This window comes from Devosia oryziradicis, from assembly GCF_016698645.1.
GTDB lineage: Bacteria > Pseudomonadota > Alphaproteobacteria > Rhizobiales > Devosiaceae > Devosia > Devosia oryziradicis.
The window spans coordinates 2,437,392-2,449,865 of record NZ_CP068047.1; the positions used below are offsets into that span (position 1 = coordinate 2,437,392).

12 protein-coding genes are annotated in these 12,474 nt (G+C 64.2%); 8 read left to right on the top strand and 4 right to left on the bottom strand.

The annotated features are described in order from the left end of the window. Positions 1-94: 94 nt before the first annotated feature. Positions 95-1,357: an N-acetylmuramoyl-L-alanine amidase gene (locus JI749_RS12210; protein ID WP_201654154.1), complete on the bottom strand. Its 1,263-nt coding sequence runs from the start codon at positions 1,355-1,357 to the stop codon at positions 95-97. Between the two features lie 610 nt (positions 1,358-1,967). Here JI749_RS12210 and JI749_RS12215 point away from each other — a divergent pair. The 3 genes from JI749_RS12215 (at position 1,968) to JI749_RS12225 (ending at position 5,762) form a co-directional block, all read left to right on the top strand. Beyond that, positions 1,968-4,589, top strand: a complete 2,622-nt coding sequence (locus JI749_RS12215) for an Rne/Rng family ribonuclease (protein WP_201654157.1) — start codon at positions 1,968-1,970, stop codon at positions 4,587-4,589. Positions 4,590-4,634: 45 nt separating this feature from the next. Beyond that, a complete protein-coding gene (locus JI749_RS12220) occupies positions 4,635-5,327 on the top strand; it encodes a helix-turn-helix transcriptional regulator (protein WP_201654160.1) in 693 nt (230 codons plus the stop codon). Positions 5,328-5,390: 63 nt separating this feature from the next. Beyond that, positions 5,391-5,762 carry a VOC family protein gene (locus tag JI749_RS12225; RefSeq protein WP_201654163.1) on the top strand — a complete coding sequence of 124 codons (372 nt, stop codon included), beginning with the start codon at positions 5,391-5,393 and terminating at the stop codon, positions 5,760-5,762. Between the two features lie 29 nt (positions 5,763-5,791). On the opposite strand, the gene JI749_RS12230 is transcribed toward JI749_RS12225, so the two are convergent. Continuing rightward, complete coding sequence (locus tag JI749_RS12230; RefSeq protein WP_201654166.1) at positions 5,792-6,376, bottom strand: hypothetical protein; 585 nt, start codon at positions 6,374-6,376, stop codon at positions 5,792-5,794. 72 nt (positions 6,377-6,448) lie between these two features. After that, the gene (locus JI749_RS12235) at positions 6,449-7,594 is read right to left on the bottom strand and encodes a pyridoxal phosphate-dependent aminotransferase (protein ID WP_233280743.1); all 1,146 of its coding nucleotides are present in this window, start codon (positions 7,592-7,594) and stop codon (positions 6,449-6,451) included. Between the two features lie 179 nt (positions 7,595-7,773). Here JI749_RS12235 and JI749_RS12240 point away from each other — a divergent pair, with 179 nt between their 5' ends. From JI749_RS12240 to aat, 5 genes are all read left to right on the top strand, one after another. Continuing rightward, a complete protein-coding gene (locus JI749_RS12240) occupies positions 7,774-8,643 on the top strand; it encodes a DsbA family protein (protein ID WP_201654174.1) in 870 nt (289 codons plus the stop codon). A gap of 185 nt (positions 8,644-8,828) precedes the next feature. Next, positions 8,829-9,266: a type II 3-dehydroquinate dehydratase gene (gene aroQ / locus JI749_RS12245; RefSeq protein WP_201654177.1), complete on the top strand. Its 438-nt coding sequence runs from the start codon at positions 8,829-8,831 to the stop codon at positions 9,264-9,266. Positions 9,267-9,300: 34 nt separating this feature from the next. Continuing rightward, a complete protein-coding gene (gene accB, locus JI749_RS12250; RefSeq protein WP_201654180.1) occupies positions 9,301-9,798 on the top strand; it encodes an acetyl-CoA carboxylase biotin carboxyl carrier protein in 498 nt (165 codons plus the stop codon). A 10-nt stretch (positions 9,799-9,808) separates the two neighbouring features. Then, on the top strand, positions 9,809-11,155 hold the full coding sequence (gene accC / locus JI749_RS12255) for an acetyl-CoA carboxylase biotin carboxylase subunit (protein ID WP_201654183.1): 1,347 nt from the start codon (positions 9,809-9,811) through the stop codon (positions 11,153-11,155). 151 nt (positions 11,156-11,306) lie between these two features. Then, on the top strand, positions 11,307-11,948 hold the full coding sequence (gene aat / locus JI749_RS12260) for a leucyl/phenylalanyl-tRNA--protein transferase (RefSeq protein ID WP_201654186.1): 642 nt from the start codon (positions 11,307-11,309) through the stop codon (positions 11,946-11,948). On the opposite strand, the gene JI749_RS12265 is transcribed toward aat, so the two are convergent. Then, on the bottom strand, positions 11,941-12,432 hold the full coding sequence (locus JI749_RS12265; protein WP_201654189.1) for a GyrI-like domain-containing protein: 492 nt from the start codon (positions 12,430-12,432) through the stop codon (positions 11,941-11,943). The genes aat and JI749_RS12265 overlap by 8 nt on opposite strands. Between the last annotated feature and the right edge of the window lie 42 nt (positions 12,433-12,474).

Consider the following 12,474-nt stretch of genomic DNA (forward strand, 5'->3'; position numbering starts at 1 on the left):
TCATAGCAGACGGCAGCTTGAAAGTAGATGACAAGGCCGCGCTACGGCGACAGCGCGATGGGCACGCGCCGCCACACGTGACTGAATTGTCACATCACTCTTCAGGTGCCAGGCTGTCGAAATAGGCCGATACGCCGCGCGCCAGCGCGTCCGCCGTCCGGTCCTGCCATTCGCCCTGCAGCAGATTGGCCATGTCAGCCGCATTGGACAGAAAGCCCAGTTCCAGCAGGACTGATGGCACATCGGGCGCCTGCAACACGAAGAAGTCGGCCTGCCGAACGGGGAACCGCCGCAGTTCGACGCTCGGCTGTAGCTGGTGCACGATGGCCTGCGCCGCCATGAAGGATTGGTGCCGCATCTCCCGCCGCATCAGGTCGAGCAGGATGTCGACGACTTCAGGGGCCATCTGCGGCATGGCGAAGCCGGCAATGATGTCCGTCTTGTTCTCGTTATCCGCCAGCACCTTGTCGAGCACGTCGGTGGCATTCTCGTCGCGCGTATAGACGCTGGCGCCGCGAATTTCGGGCTGCTGGAAGCTGTCGGCATGGACCGAGATGAACAGGTCGGCCTTGTTGGTCCGCGCCAGCGCCACCCGTTCCTCGAGGCGCAGGAAGGTATCGTCCTCCCGGGTCAGCGCCACGTCGAACCGGCCCGAAGCCACCAACAGCTCCTGCAACCGCAACGCGAAGGCGAGGACGATGTCCTTTTCCTTGATGCCGTCAGTCGTTTCTGCGCCGCTGTCGATGCCGCCGTGCCCGGGGTCGATCACCACCAGCGGCCGCGTGGCAATCGGCAACTCGGAACCACCTGCGGGCGTCGGGCTCGCAACTGGGGGCGCCGCCGAACCAGAAGCCGCCAGGTCCTTGGCGACATTGGCCGCAAATTCCTCGGCCGTTGCCGGTATGACGTCGACCACCAGCCGGGCCGGCTGCCCCTCGAACGGATCGAGCATATAGGCCTGCTGCACCTGCGCAGGCGCCGACAAGGTCAGCGTGGTGCGCACCCGGTCCGGCGCCGCCTGTTCCACCACATATTCGGCGATCATGCCCTCACCGGCCGGCGCGCCCGACGGTTCGGGCACCGAGAAGGTGGCCGCGCGCACATCGATCGCCAGGCGATCGGGTCCACTCAGGGACACCAGGGCAAATTCGGTCTTGCCCGCCAGGTCGATCACCAGTCGGGCCCGCTCCGGCGTCGCCGAGACCCGCACGTCCATCACATTGGGAAGCGCCACGGGCGCAGCCGCCACCGGCGCTTGCTGCGGCGCCGTGTCCTGGGCCATCGGCATCGGCGACAGCACTGCGCCGCTCAACATCGCCACCAGGAGCGGCAGCACAAACAGACGAGTGGTTTTCAACAAGCGCAACCGGCCCCAAATTCTTGCACGTGCCGTGTGTCACCCGGTTCGGGCGATTCTGCGGCGCGACGGCTCTTATGCGATGATTTGCGGGCGCGGCCAATAAACGCACAGTTATTTGGCTTGGCCGGTCCGCTTCTGACTTTCCTGTTGCCAATCGGTCGCAACATCCCTACACGCTAGACGTGAAGCGCATGCTTCCCGCAGAACCAGTTTGCGTAGGCCCTCGGCCCACGACGGCGGTACGGGAAGTGGCCGGCAAAGGGAACGAAGAGAACTCCCTATTCCGGTTCAGAAGCGGCAAATCCTGCGCTTCGTGAAGAATTTCGGTCCCACCGGACCGGACGGTTGTCATTCATCCCCGGATGCGACGGCAGCCCAATAGGAAGAGGTCAGATGGCCCGCAGGCGGACAGAACGCGACGCGATCGAGACTACCGATTGCCGTTTTGCCACGCTGCATCTTCCGGCCATGACCACATATCTCGGCGCGTTCAAGGCAGAGCTTTTCTGCGCCACACACCCCAAACCATTCGCCTCGCATAGCGCCACCAGAAGGATGCCGGCTCGCCGGCGACCCCTTGTCGGCGCGCGAGTGCGCGGAGTTCATTATGGCTACCAAGAGAATGCTGGTGGATGCCATCCACCCGGAAGAAACACGGATCGTCGTTACCGCAGGTAACCGGATCGAGGAGTTCGACTTCGAATCGGCCCAGCGTCAGCAGTTGCGGGGCAATATCTACCTCGCCAAGGTGACGCGCGTAGAGCCCTCCCTCCAGGCGGCCTTCGTCGAATATGGCGGCAATCGCCACGGTTTCCTCGCTTTCAGCGAAATCCACCCCGACTACTACCAGATCCCCGTCGCCGACCGCGAAGCCCTGCTGCGCGATGAAGAGGCCGAGGATCACCACGAGGAAGCCGAAGAGCATATTTCGGTTCCCGAAGGCGTGACCGAGCCCGACGCCGAGGCCGATCCCCAGGAAACCGACGACGCCAGCCACATCGAGCAGGCCCCGGCCAATGCCGAGCCCGTCGAATCGATCGGCGGGGCAGACGCGCTCGAGGAAGTGCCCGAGCGTCGCCGGCAGAGCCCGAACCGTCGTCACTACAAGATCCAGGAAGTGATCAAGCGCCGGCAGGTCATGCTGGTGCAGGTGGTCAAGGAAGAGCGCGGCAACAAGGGCGCAGCGCTCACCACCTACCTGTCGCTGGCCGGCCGCTATTCGGTCCTGATGCCCAATACCGCCCGTGGCGGCGGCATCTCCCGCAAGATCACCAATGCCGCCGATCGCAAGCGCCTCAAGGAGATCACGTCCGATCTCGAAGTGCCCCAGGGCATGGGCGTGATCCTGCGCACCGCCGGTGCCTCGCGCACCAAGGCCGAGGTGAAGCGCGATTTCGAATACCTGATGCGCCTGTGGGAAAGCGTACGCTCGCTGACCCTCAAGTCGCAGGCCCCGTGCCTGGTCTATGAGGAAGGCTCGCTGATCAAGCGGACCATCCGCGACCTCTACAACAAGGACATCGACGAAGTCTTCGTGGCGGGTGATGACGCCTTCCGCGAGGCGAAGGACTTCATGAAGATGATCATGCCGAGCCACGCCAAGAACGTGCAGCTCTACAAGGAAGATCAGCCGCTCTTCTCCAAGTACGGCATCGAGCAGCAGCTCGACTCGATGTTCTCCCCCACGGTGACCCTGCCCTCGGGCGGCTACATCGTCATCAACCCGACCGAAGCGCTCGTTTCCATCGACGTGAACTCGGGCCGCTCCACCAAGGAGCACAATATCGAAGACACCGCGCTCCAGACCAATCTGGAGGCCGCCGAGGAAGTCGCCCGCCAGCTTCGCCTGCGCGATCTGGCGGGCCTGATCGTCATCGACTTCATCGATATGATGGAAAACCGGAGCAACCGGGCCGTCGAGCGCAAGCTCAAGGATTGCCTCAAGGACGATCGCGCCCGCATCCAGGTCGGCCGGATTTCGCACTTTGGCCTCATGGAAATGAGCCGCCAGCGCATTCGCTTCGGCGTCGTCGAGAGCTCGACCCACAAGTGCCCGGTCTGCGATGGCACGGGCCTGGTCCGTTCGACGGAAAGCCTGGCGCTGATGATCATGCGCCATATCGAGGACCACGTGCTGCGCCGCCAGGGCCAGTCGATCAACGTCCGCGTGCCGGTCGAGGTCGCCCTCTACATCCTCAACTTCAAGCGCGAGACGCTAACCGCACTGGAAATCCGCAACCAGCTGTCGATCACCATCACCGCCGACGGCAAGATGACGGGCCACCAGTTCGCCATCGAGAAGGGCGAAGCGCGCGTCATGGCTTATGCCGAACAGCGCGCGACCGAGCATGTCCGCGTCGACAGCGCCGTCATCGATGACGAAGTCGAGGAAGAAGACGTCGTCGAGGAGAGCGAGGACGAAGAAGCCGAGGCACGCCCGGCTGCCGGTGAGAATGGCGAGGGCGAAGGCCGCCGCCGCCGCCGCCGCCGCCGCCGTGGCGGTGCTGATCGCGGCGACGAGCGTCCGCAGCAGCAGCGCGCCGCGCAGGCGCCCAGCGTTGAAGCCGAAGTCGGCGACGAGGATGGCGAGGGCGACGAAGAGGAAAACCCGGCTCGTCCATCCGGGGAAGCCCGTGGCGACGAGGAGCCGCGCAAGCGCCGCCGTCGTGGCCGTCGTGGCGGCCGCCGCAACCGTCGTGACGGCGATGAAAACGGCGCCGAGAAGGCCCCCTCGCCGGCTGGCGACGTCGGCTTGACCGTCAGCGAAACCTCTGCCGTTGCCGGCGAATTGCTGGCGCAGGACGAGATAGTAGCCGCCGAACCTGCAGTTGCCGAGGCCGCGCCGGTCGAAAAGCCCAAGCGTACGCGCCGCAAGAAGGTCGAGGAGACCGCGGAAGGCACGCCGGTCGACGCCGCGCCGGTGGAAGCACCGCCCGAAGCCGAGATCGTTGCGAACGAAAAGCCCAAGCGCAAGCCACGGGCCCGCAAGCCAAAGGCCGAAACCACCGAAGCGGTGGCTGCGGCATCGGTCAGCGAAGCCGCGCCGGCGCCCGAGCCAGCCGCTGCCGAAGCGACGGAAGCGCCCAAGCCGCGCCGCGCCAAGAAGGAGCTGCCGGCGGAAGGCATCGTGGTGTCGTCCAGTGCCCCCAAGGCGGAAGCCGAGGGCGAAGCCGGTGAGGCACCCAAGAAGAAGGCCGGCTGGTGGCAACGCCGCCTGGGTCTGGGCTAGGATCATCAAAGGCGGCCTACGGGCCGCCTTTTTCCTGTGACGGCCATGTCCCGCACCGCCCGCCTGCTCGACCTGCTGCAATTGCTGCGCAACCGATCGACACCGATCACCGGCCCGGCGCTGGCGCAGGAGCTCGGCATATCGATCCGCTCGCTCTATCGGGACATCGCCACCCTCCAGGCTCAGGGTGCCGATATCATCGGCGAGCCGGGGCTGGGCTATGTCCTGCGGCCTGGATTCACGCTCCCCCCGCTGATGTTCTCGGCCGACGAGATCGAGGCCATCGTGCTGGGTTCGCGCTGGGTGGCGGCCCGCGCCGATGATGGCCGACTGAGCCAGTCGGCGAAACAGGCGCTGAGCAAGATCACCGCGGTCTTGCCCGCCGAACTGCGGGAGCGTGCCGAGGCCACCAACCTGCTGGTCGCGCGTATGGGTCTCGCTCCAGCCACCATCGATGCCGGCATCATCCGCCTCGCCATCCGTAACGAGCGCAAGCTGATCATCACCTATCGCGGCCCAGACGACACGGAAACCGAGCGCACCATCTGGCCCTTCCTGATCGGCTTTTTCGAGCAGGCGCGGCTCGTTGCCGCCTGGTGCGAGCTGCGGCAGGGCTATCGCCACTTCCGCATCGACCGCATCAGCCATGTCGAGGCGACCGAAGTCCGCTATCCGCGGCGGCGGGCAGTCATGCTCAAGGAGTGGCGCGCCGAGCAGAACGTGCCGCCGCCGGCCTGACAGCCACTGCCGGAAACTGGCAGTCGGTGGCGCTAGGGTCTCCGCATCGACAAGGAGACACCCATGCGCAACCTCAACTACATTCTGCTCGCCGTCGCCGATCCGGCCAAGAGCGCGGCATTTTATTCAACGCTGCTTGACATCCAGCCGGTGGAGAGCTCACCGACCTTCGTGCTCTATGTGCTGCCCAACGGCGTCAAGCTGGGCCTGTGGATCAAGGGCGAGATCGAGCCAGCGCCGCGACCGGCCGGCGGCATAGAGGTCTGCTTCAGCGAAGATGACTACGATGCTGTCAGCCTTACGTTCAACGACTGGAAGAATAAGGCCCGGATCATCCAGCAGCCGATCGAGATGGACTTCGGCTTCACCTTTGTTGCCGAAGATCCAGATGGCCATCGGCTCCGCGTCTTCGCACCGGCAGCCGATCCGCGATAGCAGGGGGCGGCCTCGCGCCGCCTCGATCGCTAGTTGATGGCCTTGAGGAAAATCTGGCGGCGAACTACCGACGTGCCGATGCCGGGCTTGCGCACGATGAACAGCTTGGTGTGTTCGTACTCGCCCTTGCGATCGGGATGGCTGGCGCCGGGCAGTTCCATGCGCCGCCGGTCGGGACCCAGATAGGTCTTCGTCTCGATGTAGAGATGCTCCTGGCCGATCTGTGTCGCCAGCCGCGACGCCACGATATGGCTGTTCTCGGGCAAGCAGATCACGTCGTCGAAGCCCATTTCGATATAGAACAGAACTTCCGCGCCCGGCCCGTCGGGGATGAACAGCACGATCGGGGCAAAGCGTACATTGTCCGACGGATGGCCGCGGAGCCGCGACAGCAGCATCGTCTTACCGGCGATACCCAGGCCGAAATGCACCAGGAAGAATGTCAGGCTGTGTTCGGGGTCGTCCCCATGCGGACCCTCCGCGACGGTGCTGACCGACCCAAACCCCACATGCCGGGCAATGGCCTGCAGGGCCGCACTGTCAGCTTCGTCATGGGCCACGATCACGGCGGCGCAACCGCCCAGAAGGCCCGTCTCCCCACCGCCTTCGCGCATCGTCGCGCTCCCCCTCGGTGCTCCATTCTACTGCAACCATCTCGGGAAAAACAGATAGGGGCCCGCGAGGGGCTAGCGGAGAAACGCCGCCATCCGCTCCAGGGCCATCTCGATCGTTTCACGCCGCCCGGCATAGGAGAACCGGACGTAGCGACTGCCCCCTGCCCGGTCGAAGTCGATGCCCGGTGTCACTGCCACGCCGGCCTGGTCGAGCAAGCGCTCGCAGAAGGCCAGGGAGTCGTTGGAAAAGGCCGAAATCCCGGCATAGGCATAAAATGCCCCGTCCGACGGATTGCCGATATCGAAGCCAAGCGACTGCAGTCCATCGTTGAGCAATTGCCGGTTGGCGGCGTAGCCCGCCTTTTGTTCTTCGGCATAGTCGCGTTCGCCCAGGGCCACTGTGGCTGCGATCTGGCTCAGGGTCGGCGCGGAGATGAACAGGTTCTGCTGCAGGATCTCGGCGCGCCGCACCAGGTCTTCGGGCAGCCACATCCAGCCGATGCGCCAGCCGGTCATGCAGTAGTACTTGGAGAAGCTGTTGATGACGACGGCGTCGCGCGTCAATTCCAGCGCGCTGACGGAAGGCGCCCGATAATCGAGCCCGTGATAGATTTCGTCCGATATCAACCGGATGCCCAGGCGCTTGCAGGTGGCGACGATCTCCGCCAGGCCTGCACGATCCACGGCCGCCCCGGTCGGGTTGGCCGGGCTGGCAAACAGCAGTCCGTCGAACGGCGCCGCCGCATAAGCTGCCGCGATGTCGGCGCCGGTCAGCCGCCAGCCATTGGTGGAGCTCAGCGGAATCTCGGCGATGGAAAAGCCCAGTCCCAGGAGCGTGTTGACATAGGCCGGGTAGCCCGGGCGGGTGATGGCGATCCGGGCGCCCGGCCGGAAGGCGGCATGGAACGCGATGATGAAGCCGGCCGATGAGCCCATGGTGCAAAGGATCGAGTCGGCATCGACCGAAACGCCATGCTGATCCTGGTAATATCGCGACAAGCCATGGCGCAGCTCGTCCAGCCCCTTGGCGTTGGTGTAGCCCTGAGCCAGCGGCAGGGCCTTCGCCACCGCCTCTATTACCCGCGGCGCCGGCGGTGCGCCCGGTTCGCCGACCTCAAGGTGACAGACCGTCCTGCCCGTAGTCTCGATGGCCTTGGCTCGCTTGAGGATTTCCATCGCGTGGAACGGCATCAAGCCATCGGTCGGCTGGTCGGTCATCGGCATCTGTCCTTCTTCACCGCTGCGCGGAGGCAGAGATGAAAGGGGCCTATCCGCTTCCGCCCCGCCCCTCAACAACAATTGATGCGGCCCGGGTCGAGCCGTTCACTCCTTGCTGCCAAAGTCGCTTCACGTCTGCTAGAAGGCTGGCCGACTAATCCAAGGGGAGCCACCAGTCCATGTCGCGCGTCACACTTGCCCTCGTCGCCCTCGTGGGCATTCTGGCTGGGGCCTTTGGCTATTCGGTGCTGAGCCGGCCGGCCCCGCAGACCGACGTCGCCGCCGTCCAGGCCATGATCGACGAGGCTATCGCGGCCTATGATACCAAACAGGTTCAGGCCGCAAGCAGTGCACCGCAACCGGTGGCGGCCCTCGACCCGGCCGAACTCAACCCGCTGATCGAATCCTACCTGATGAGCGATCCCAAGATCCTGCAGCGGATGTCGGTCGCCCTCGATACCACCCTCCAGGCCGAAGAACGCTCGCAGGCCACGACGGCCATCGCCTCCATGCGGGACGCCATCTACAACGATCCAGGTCAGGTCGTACTGGGCAATCCGGACGGCGACGTCACGCTGGTCGAGTTCTTCGACTACAATTGCGGCTATTGCCGCGCTGCCGTTCCGGACATGGCCGCGCTGCTGGCCGAAGATCCCAACCTGCGCATCATTCTCAAGGAATTCCCGATCCTTTCCAACGAGTCGATCGACGCGGCCCGGGTCGCCGTGCTGGTGGGCGAAGCCGACGTCGACTATTGGAGCTTCCACGAGGCTCTGTTCACCAGCCGCAGCCAGGTCGACAAGCAGGTTGCTCTCAACGCCGCCGCGGACCTTGGCCTTTCCCCGGTTGCGCTGGAGCTCGACATGGGCGCCGAGAACGTCGCCAAGACTATCCAGACCTCCTACGAGATCGCCAAGGCGCTCAATATCACCGGCACGCCCACCTACATCATCGGCAACGAGATCATCCCGGGTGCCATCGGCCTGGACGAACTCAAGACCCGCATCGCCAATATGCGCGAATGCGGCGAAACGCAGTGCGAGAGTTAATTCCGACATCGCAGTACCCCTCCTGGCCTCTCCTGATAGAGTAGGCCACGAGGGGCTATCCGAGCAAAAACCCTGCCCGGCCGCTGCAACGAAGCCCCACTTTTGCCGCCTTCTTTGCCTTTTCAGTGCAATTCGTGTAACCGCGCTTGCGCCGGCAGGAGCACCCGGTGCAAAAGGCAAAAATCATGGCTAAGCGCGTTCTCGTCCTCAACGGCCCGAACCTCAATCTGCTCGGTACCCGCGAGCCAGATATCTATGGCGCGGCGACGCTCAAGGATGTCGAGGCGCTATGCAAGCAGACGGGCGAGGAAGCCGGCCTCAGCGTCGATTTCCGCCAGTCCAACCACGAGGGCGAGCTGGTCACCTGGATCCAGGATGCCCGCACGACCGCCGATGCCATCCTCATCAACCCGGCGGCCTATTCGCACACGTCTGTCGCAATCCACGATGCCCTCAAGGCTGTCGGGCTACCGGTTGCCGAGGTGCACCTGAGCAATATCCACCAGCGCGAAGCCTTCAGGCACCATTCCTATGTGTCGGCGGTGGCGTTCGGTGTCATTTGCGGCTTTGGCGTCACCGGGTATAGACTGGCGCTCTTGGCGCTTGCCGAAAAACTCAAATAACGATCAACGCGTCCAGCGCGGGAGACCGAGAAGAATGACCAAGTCATCACAAGTGGATCAGGACCTGATCCGGGCCATTGCCGAGCTGCTCAACAAGGAAAATCTCGCCGAGATCGAGATCGAGCAGGAGGACTTCCGGGTCCGCGTCACCCGCTCCTACGCTAATGAGGGCGTCGCCTACGCTGCCCCCGCGCCGCAATTTTTCGCGCCGCCGCAGGCCCCCGCGGCGCCGATGGCGCCCGCTGGCTCTGTGGCCGCTGCCGCAGCGCCTGCCGCCAACGAGGACCTGTCTTCCAATCCGGGGACCCTCACCTCGCCCATGGTCGGCACGGCCTATCGTTCGCCCGAACCGGGCAAGCCGACCTTCGTCGATGTCGGGACCAAGGTCAGCGAAGGCCAGACCCTGCTCATTATAGAAGCGATGAAGACGATGAACCAGATCCCGGCGCACCGCTCGGGCACCGTCACGCGCATCCTCGTTCAGGATGCCCAGCCGGTGGAATACGGCGAGCCGCTCGTCGTCATCGAGTAAGGGGGGCCCCATGTTTCAGAAGGTCCTCATCGCCAACCGTGGCGAAATCGCCTTGCGCATCCTGCGCGCCTGCAAGGAACTCGGCATCCAGACCGTGGCGGTCCATTCCACCGCCGACGCCAATGCCATGCATGTCCGCCTGGCCGACGAAAGCGTGTGCATCGGTCCGCCGTCGGCCAAGGACAGCTACCTCAACATCCCCTCGATCATGGCCGCCTGCGAGATCACCGGCGCCGACGCGGTCCATCCCGGTTACGGTTTCCTCTCGGAGAACGCCCGCTTCGCCAAGATCCTGACCGAGCACAAGGTCACCTTCATCGGTCCCTCGTCGCACCATATCGAAATCATGGGCGACAAGATCACGGCCAAGAAGACAGCCGTCGAACTCGGCATTCCGGTCGTTCCGGGCTCCGCCGGCGCGGTCGAAACCGAAGCCGACGCCAAGAAAACTGCAGCCGAGATCGGCTACCCCGTCCTGATCAAGGCAACCGCCGGTGGCGGTGGCCGCGGCATGAAGGTGGCGCAGAGCGAAGCCGATGTGCTTGTCGCCTGGTCGACTGCCCGCTCGGAAGCCAAGGCCGCCTTTGGCAACGATTCCGTCTATATGGAAAAATATCTCGGCAAGCCGCGCCATATCGAGGTGCAGGTGCTGGGCGACGGCCAGGGCAATGCCGTGCATCTGGGTGTCCGCGACTGCTCTCTGCAGCGCCGCCACCAGAAGGTTTGGGAAGAAGCCGGTGGCCCAACGATCGCTCCCGAAGAGCGCGACAAGATTGGCGAGATCTGCGCTTCCGCCATGCGCAAGCTCAAATATTCCGGCGCCGGCACCATCGAGTTCCTGTACGAGAATGGCAGCTTCTACTTCATCGAGATGAACACCCGTCTGCAGGTGGAGCATCCGGTGACCGAGCGCATCACCGGAATCGACATCGTCTATGAGCAGATCCGTGTGGCATCGGGCGAAAAGCTCTCGCTGACGCAGGACAAGGTGCAGTTCTATGGCCATGCCATCGAAGTGCGCATCAATGCCGAGGATCCGCAGACCTTCGCGCCCTCGCCCGGCACCATCACCTTCTACCACCCGGCCGGCGGCGTCGGCGTACGCGTCGATTCGGCGGTCTATCAGGGCTACAAGATCCCACCCTATTACGACTCGCTGATCGGCAAGCTCATCGTCTATGGCCGTACCCGCGACGAATGCCTGCAACGCCTGCGCCGCGCCATCGACGAGTTCGTCGTGGACGGCATCAAGACCACGTTGCCGCTGTTCCAGCGCCTGATCCGCGAACCCGACATCCTGGCCGGCAATTACGACATCCACTGGCTGGAAAAGTACCTGGCCGCGAACAAGGTTTAGGGCGCTCTTCACCTCTCCCTTTTGGGGGAGAGGTCGACCCGAAGGGTCGGGTGAGGGGGCCTTTACTGGGTGCGGTGCCTGTTGAAGGCCCCCTCACCCGGCGCTGCGCGCCGACCTCTCCCCCAAAGGGAGAGGTGAAGAAGGAACCCGCATGGCCCGCCGGCAAGACCCCTTCGACATCGAGATCACGCCCGAGCTGATCATCCGGGCCTATCGCGCGGGCATCTTCCCGATGTCGGAGGATGCCGAGGACGAGGACCTGTTCTGGGTGAGCCCGGAAATGCGCGGCATCATCCCGCTGGATGGCTTTCATCTCTCGACCAGCCTGCGCAAGGCCATCCGCAAATCGGGCTTCGTGGTAAAGGTCGATACCGACTTCGATGCCATCATCGAGGGCTGTGCGACCGTGGGGCAGGATCGCGATACGACCTGGATCAACCGCACCATCCGCTCGGTCTATGGCGAGCTGTTCCGTCGCGGCGTGGCCCACACCGTCGAAGTCTGGGATGGTCCCGATCTCGTCGGCGGGCTCTATGGCCTGGCCATCGGCGGCGCATTCTTCGGCGAGTCGATGTTCCACCGGCGCACCAATGCCAGCAAGATGGCCATGGCGCACCTGGTCGAGCGGCTCAATGCCGGCGGCTTCGTGCTGCTCGACACCCAGTTCGTCACCGACCACCTGGCGTCGCTGGGCGGTATCGAAATCCCGCGCGAGCACTATGAGGAGCGCCTCGCCGAAGCGCTCCTCATCGAAGGCGATTGGTCGGCTTGGGACAAACGCCCCGCTATTTGATGCGGAAGGCGATCTCGGTGACGGGGTGGCCCGACGGGTCCTCCCCCGGATCCTTGTGGTAGATTTCGAGCCGCGTGGCATCCACGAAGCTGTCGCCCTCGACCCGACCGGCAAAGTCGTGGCCCTGCTTGCGGGTCCAGTCGTCGAGCTTCATGTTGGCATCATGCAGCTCGTGATAGGGCACCGTCGCGGTAATCGACGCATATCGGCCGCCCGGAATACTGCCGGTGACGAAGCGGCCATCGGCCGGCAGTACCGTCGCGGTGGGCATGCCCACATGCATCTCCATCGTGCCGCCGGGATGGAAGCCGACATAGTTGAAGAATGGCGGTCCCGTCAGTTCGCCGCCCTTGCTCTCAACCCACTTGATCACGTCATCGATCAACGGCGGCGCCTTTTCGGAAATCTCCGGCTGGCGCAGCTTGAGCGCGATGGCAGCGAAGGGCTGGGGTGGCTTTTCGACGATGGTTGGTTCGGTCAGCATCGTTGCTCTCCTCTTATGATGGCCCCAGCCTAGCCGAGCCAC

Bases quoted from the DNA above. Each gene is read 5' to 3' on its own strand.
- JI749_RS12215 (WP_201654157.1), top strand. From the start codon at position 1,968: ATGGCTACCAAGAGAATGCTGGTGGATGCCATCCACCCGGAAGAAACA.
- JI749_RS12220 (WP_201654160.1), top strand. From the start codon at position 4,635: ATGTCCCGCACCGCCCGCCTGCTCGACCTGCTGCAATTGCTGCGCAAC.
- JI749_RS12225 (WP_201654163.1), top strand. From the start codon at position 5,391: ATGCGCAACCTCAACTACATTCTGCTCGCCGTCGCCGATCCGGCCAAG.
- JI749_RS12230 (WP_201654166.1), bottom strand. From the start codon at position 6,376: ATGCGCGAAGGCGGTGGGGAGACGGGCCTTCTGGGCGGTTGCGCCGCC.
- JI749_RS12235 (WP_233280743.1), bottom strand. From the start codon at position 7,594: ATGACCGACCAGCCGACCGATGGCTTGATGCCGTTCCACGCGATGGAA.
- JI749_RS12240 (WP_201654174.1), top strand. From the start codon at position 7,774: ATGTCGCGCGTCACACTTGCCCTCGTCGCCCTCGTGGGCATTCTGGCT.
- aroQ (WP_201654177.1), top strand. From the start codon at position 8,829: ATGGCTAAGCGCGTTCTCGTCCTCAACGGCCCGAACCTCAATCTGCTC.
- accB (WP_201654180.1), top strand. From the start codon at position 9,301: ATGACCAAGTCATCACAAGTGGATCAGGACCTGATCCGGGCCATTGCC.
- accC (WP_201654183.1), top strand. From the start codon at position 9,809: ATGTTTCAGAAGGTCCTCATCGCCAACCGTGGCGAAATCGCCTTGCGC.
- aat (WP_201654186.1), top strand. From the start codon at position 11,307: ATGGCCCGCCGGCAAGACCCCTTCGACATCGAGATCACGCCCGAGCTG.
- JI749_RS12265 (WP_201654189.1), bottom strand. From the start codon at position 12,432: ATGCTGACCGAACCAACCATCGTCGAAAAGCCACCCCAGCCCTTCGCT.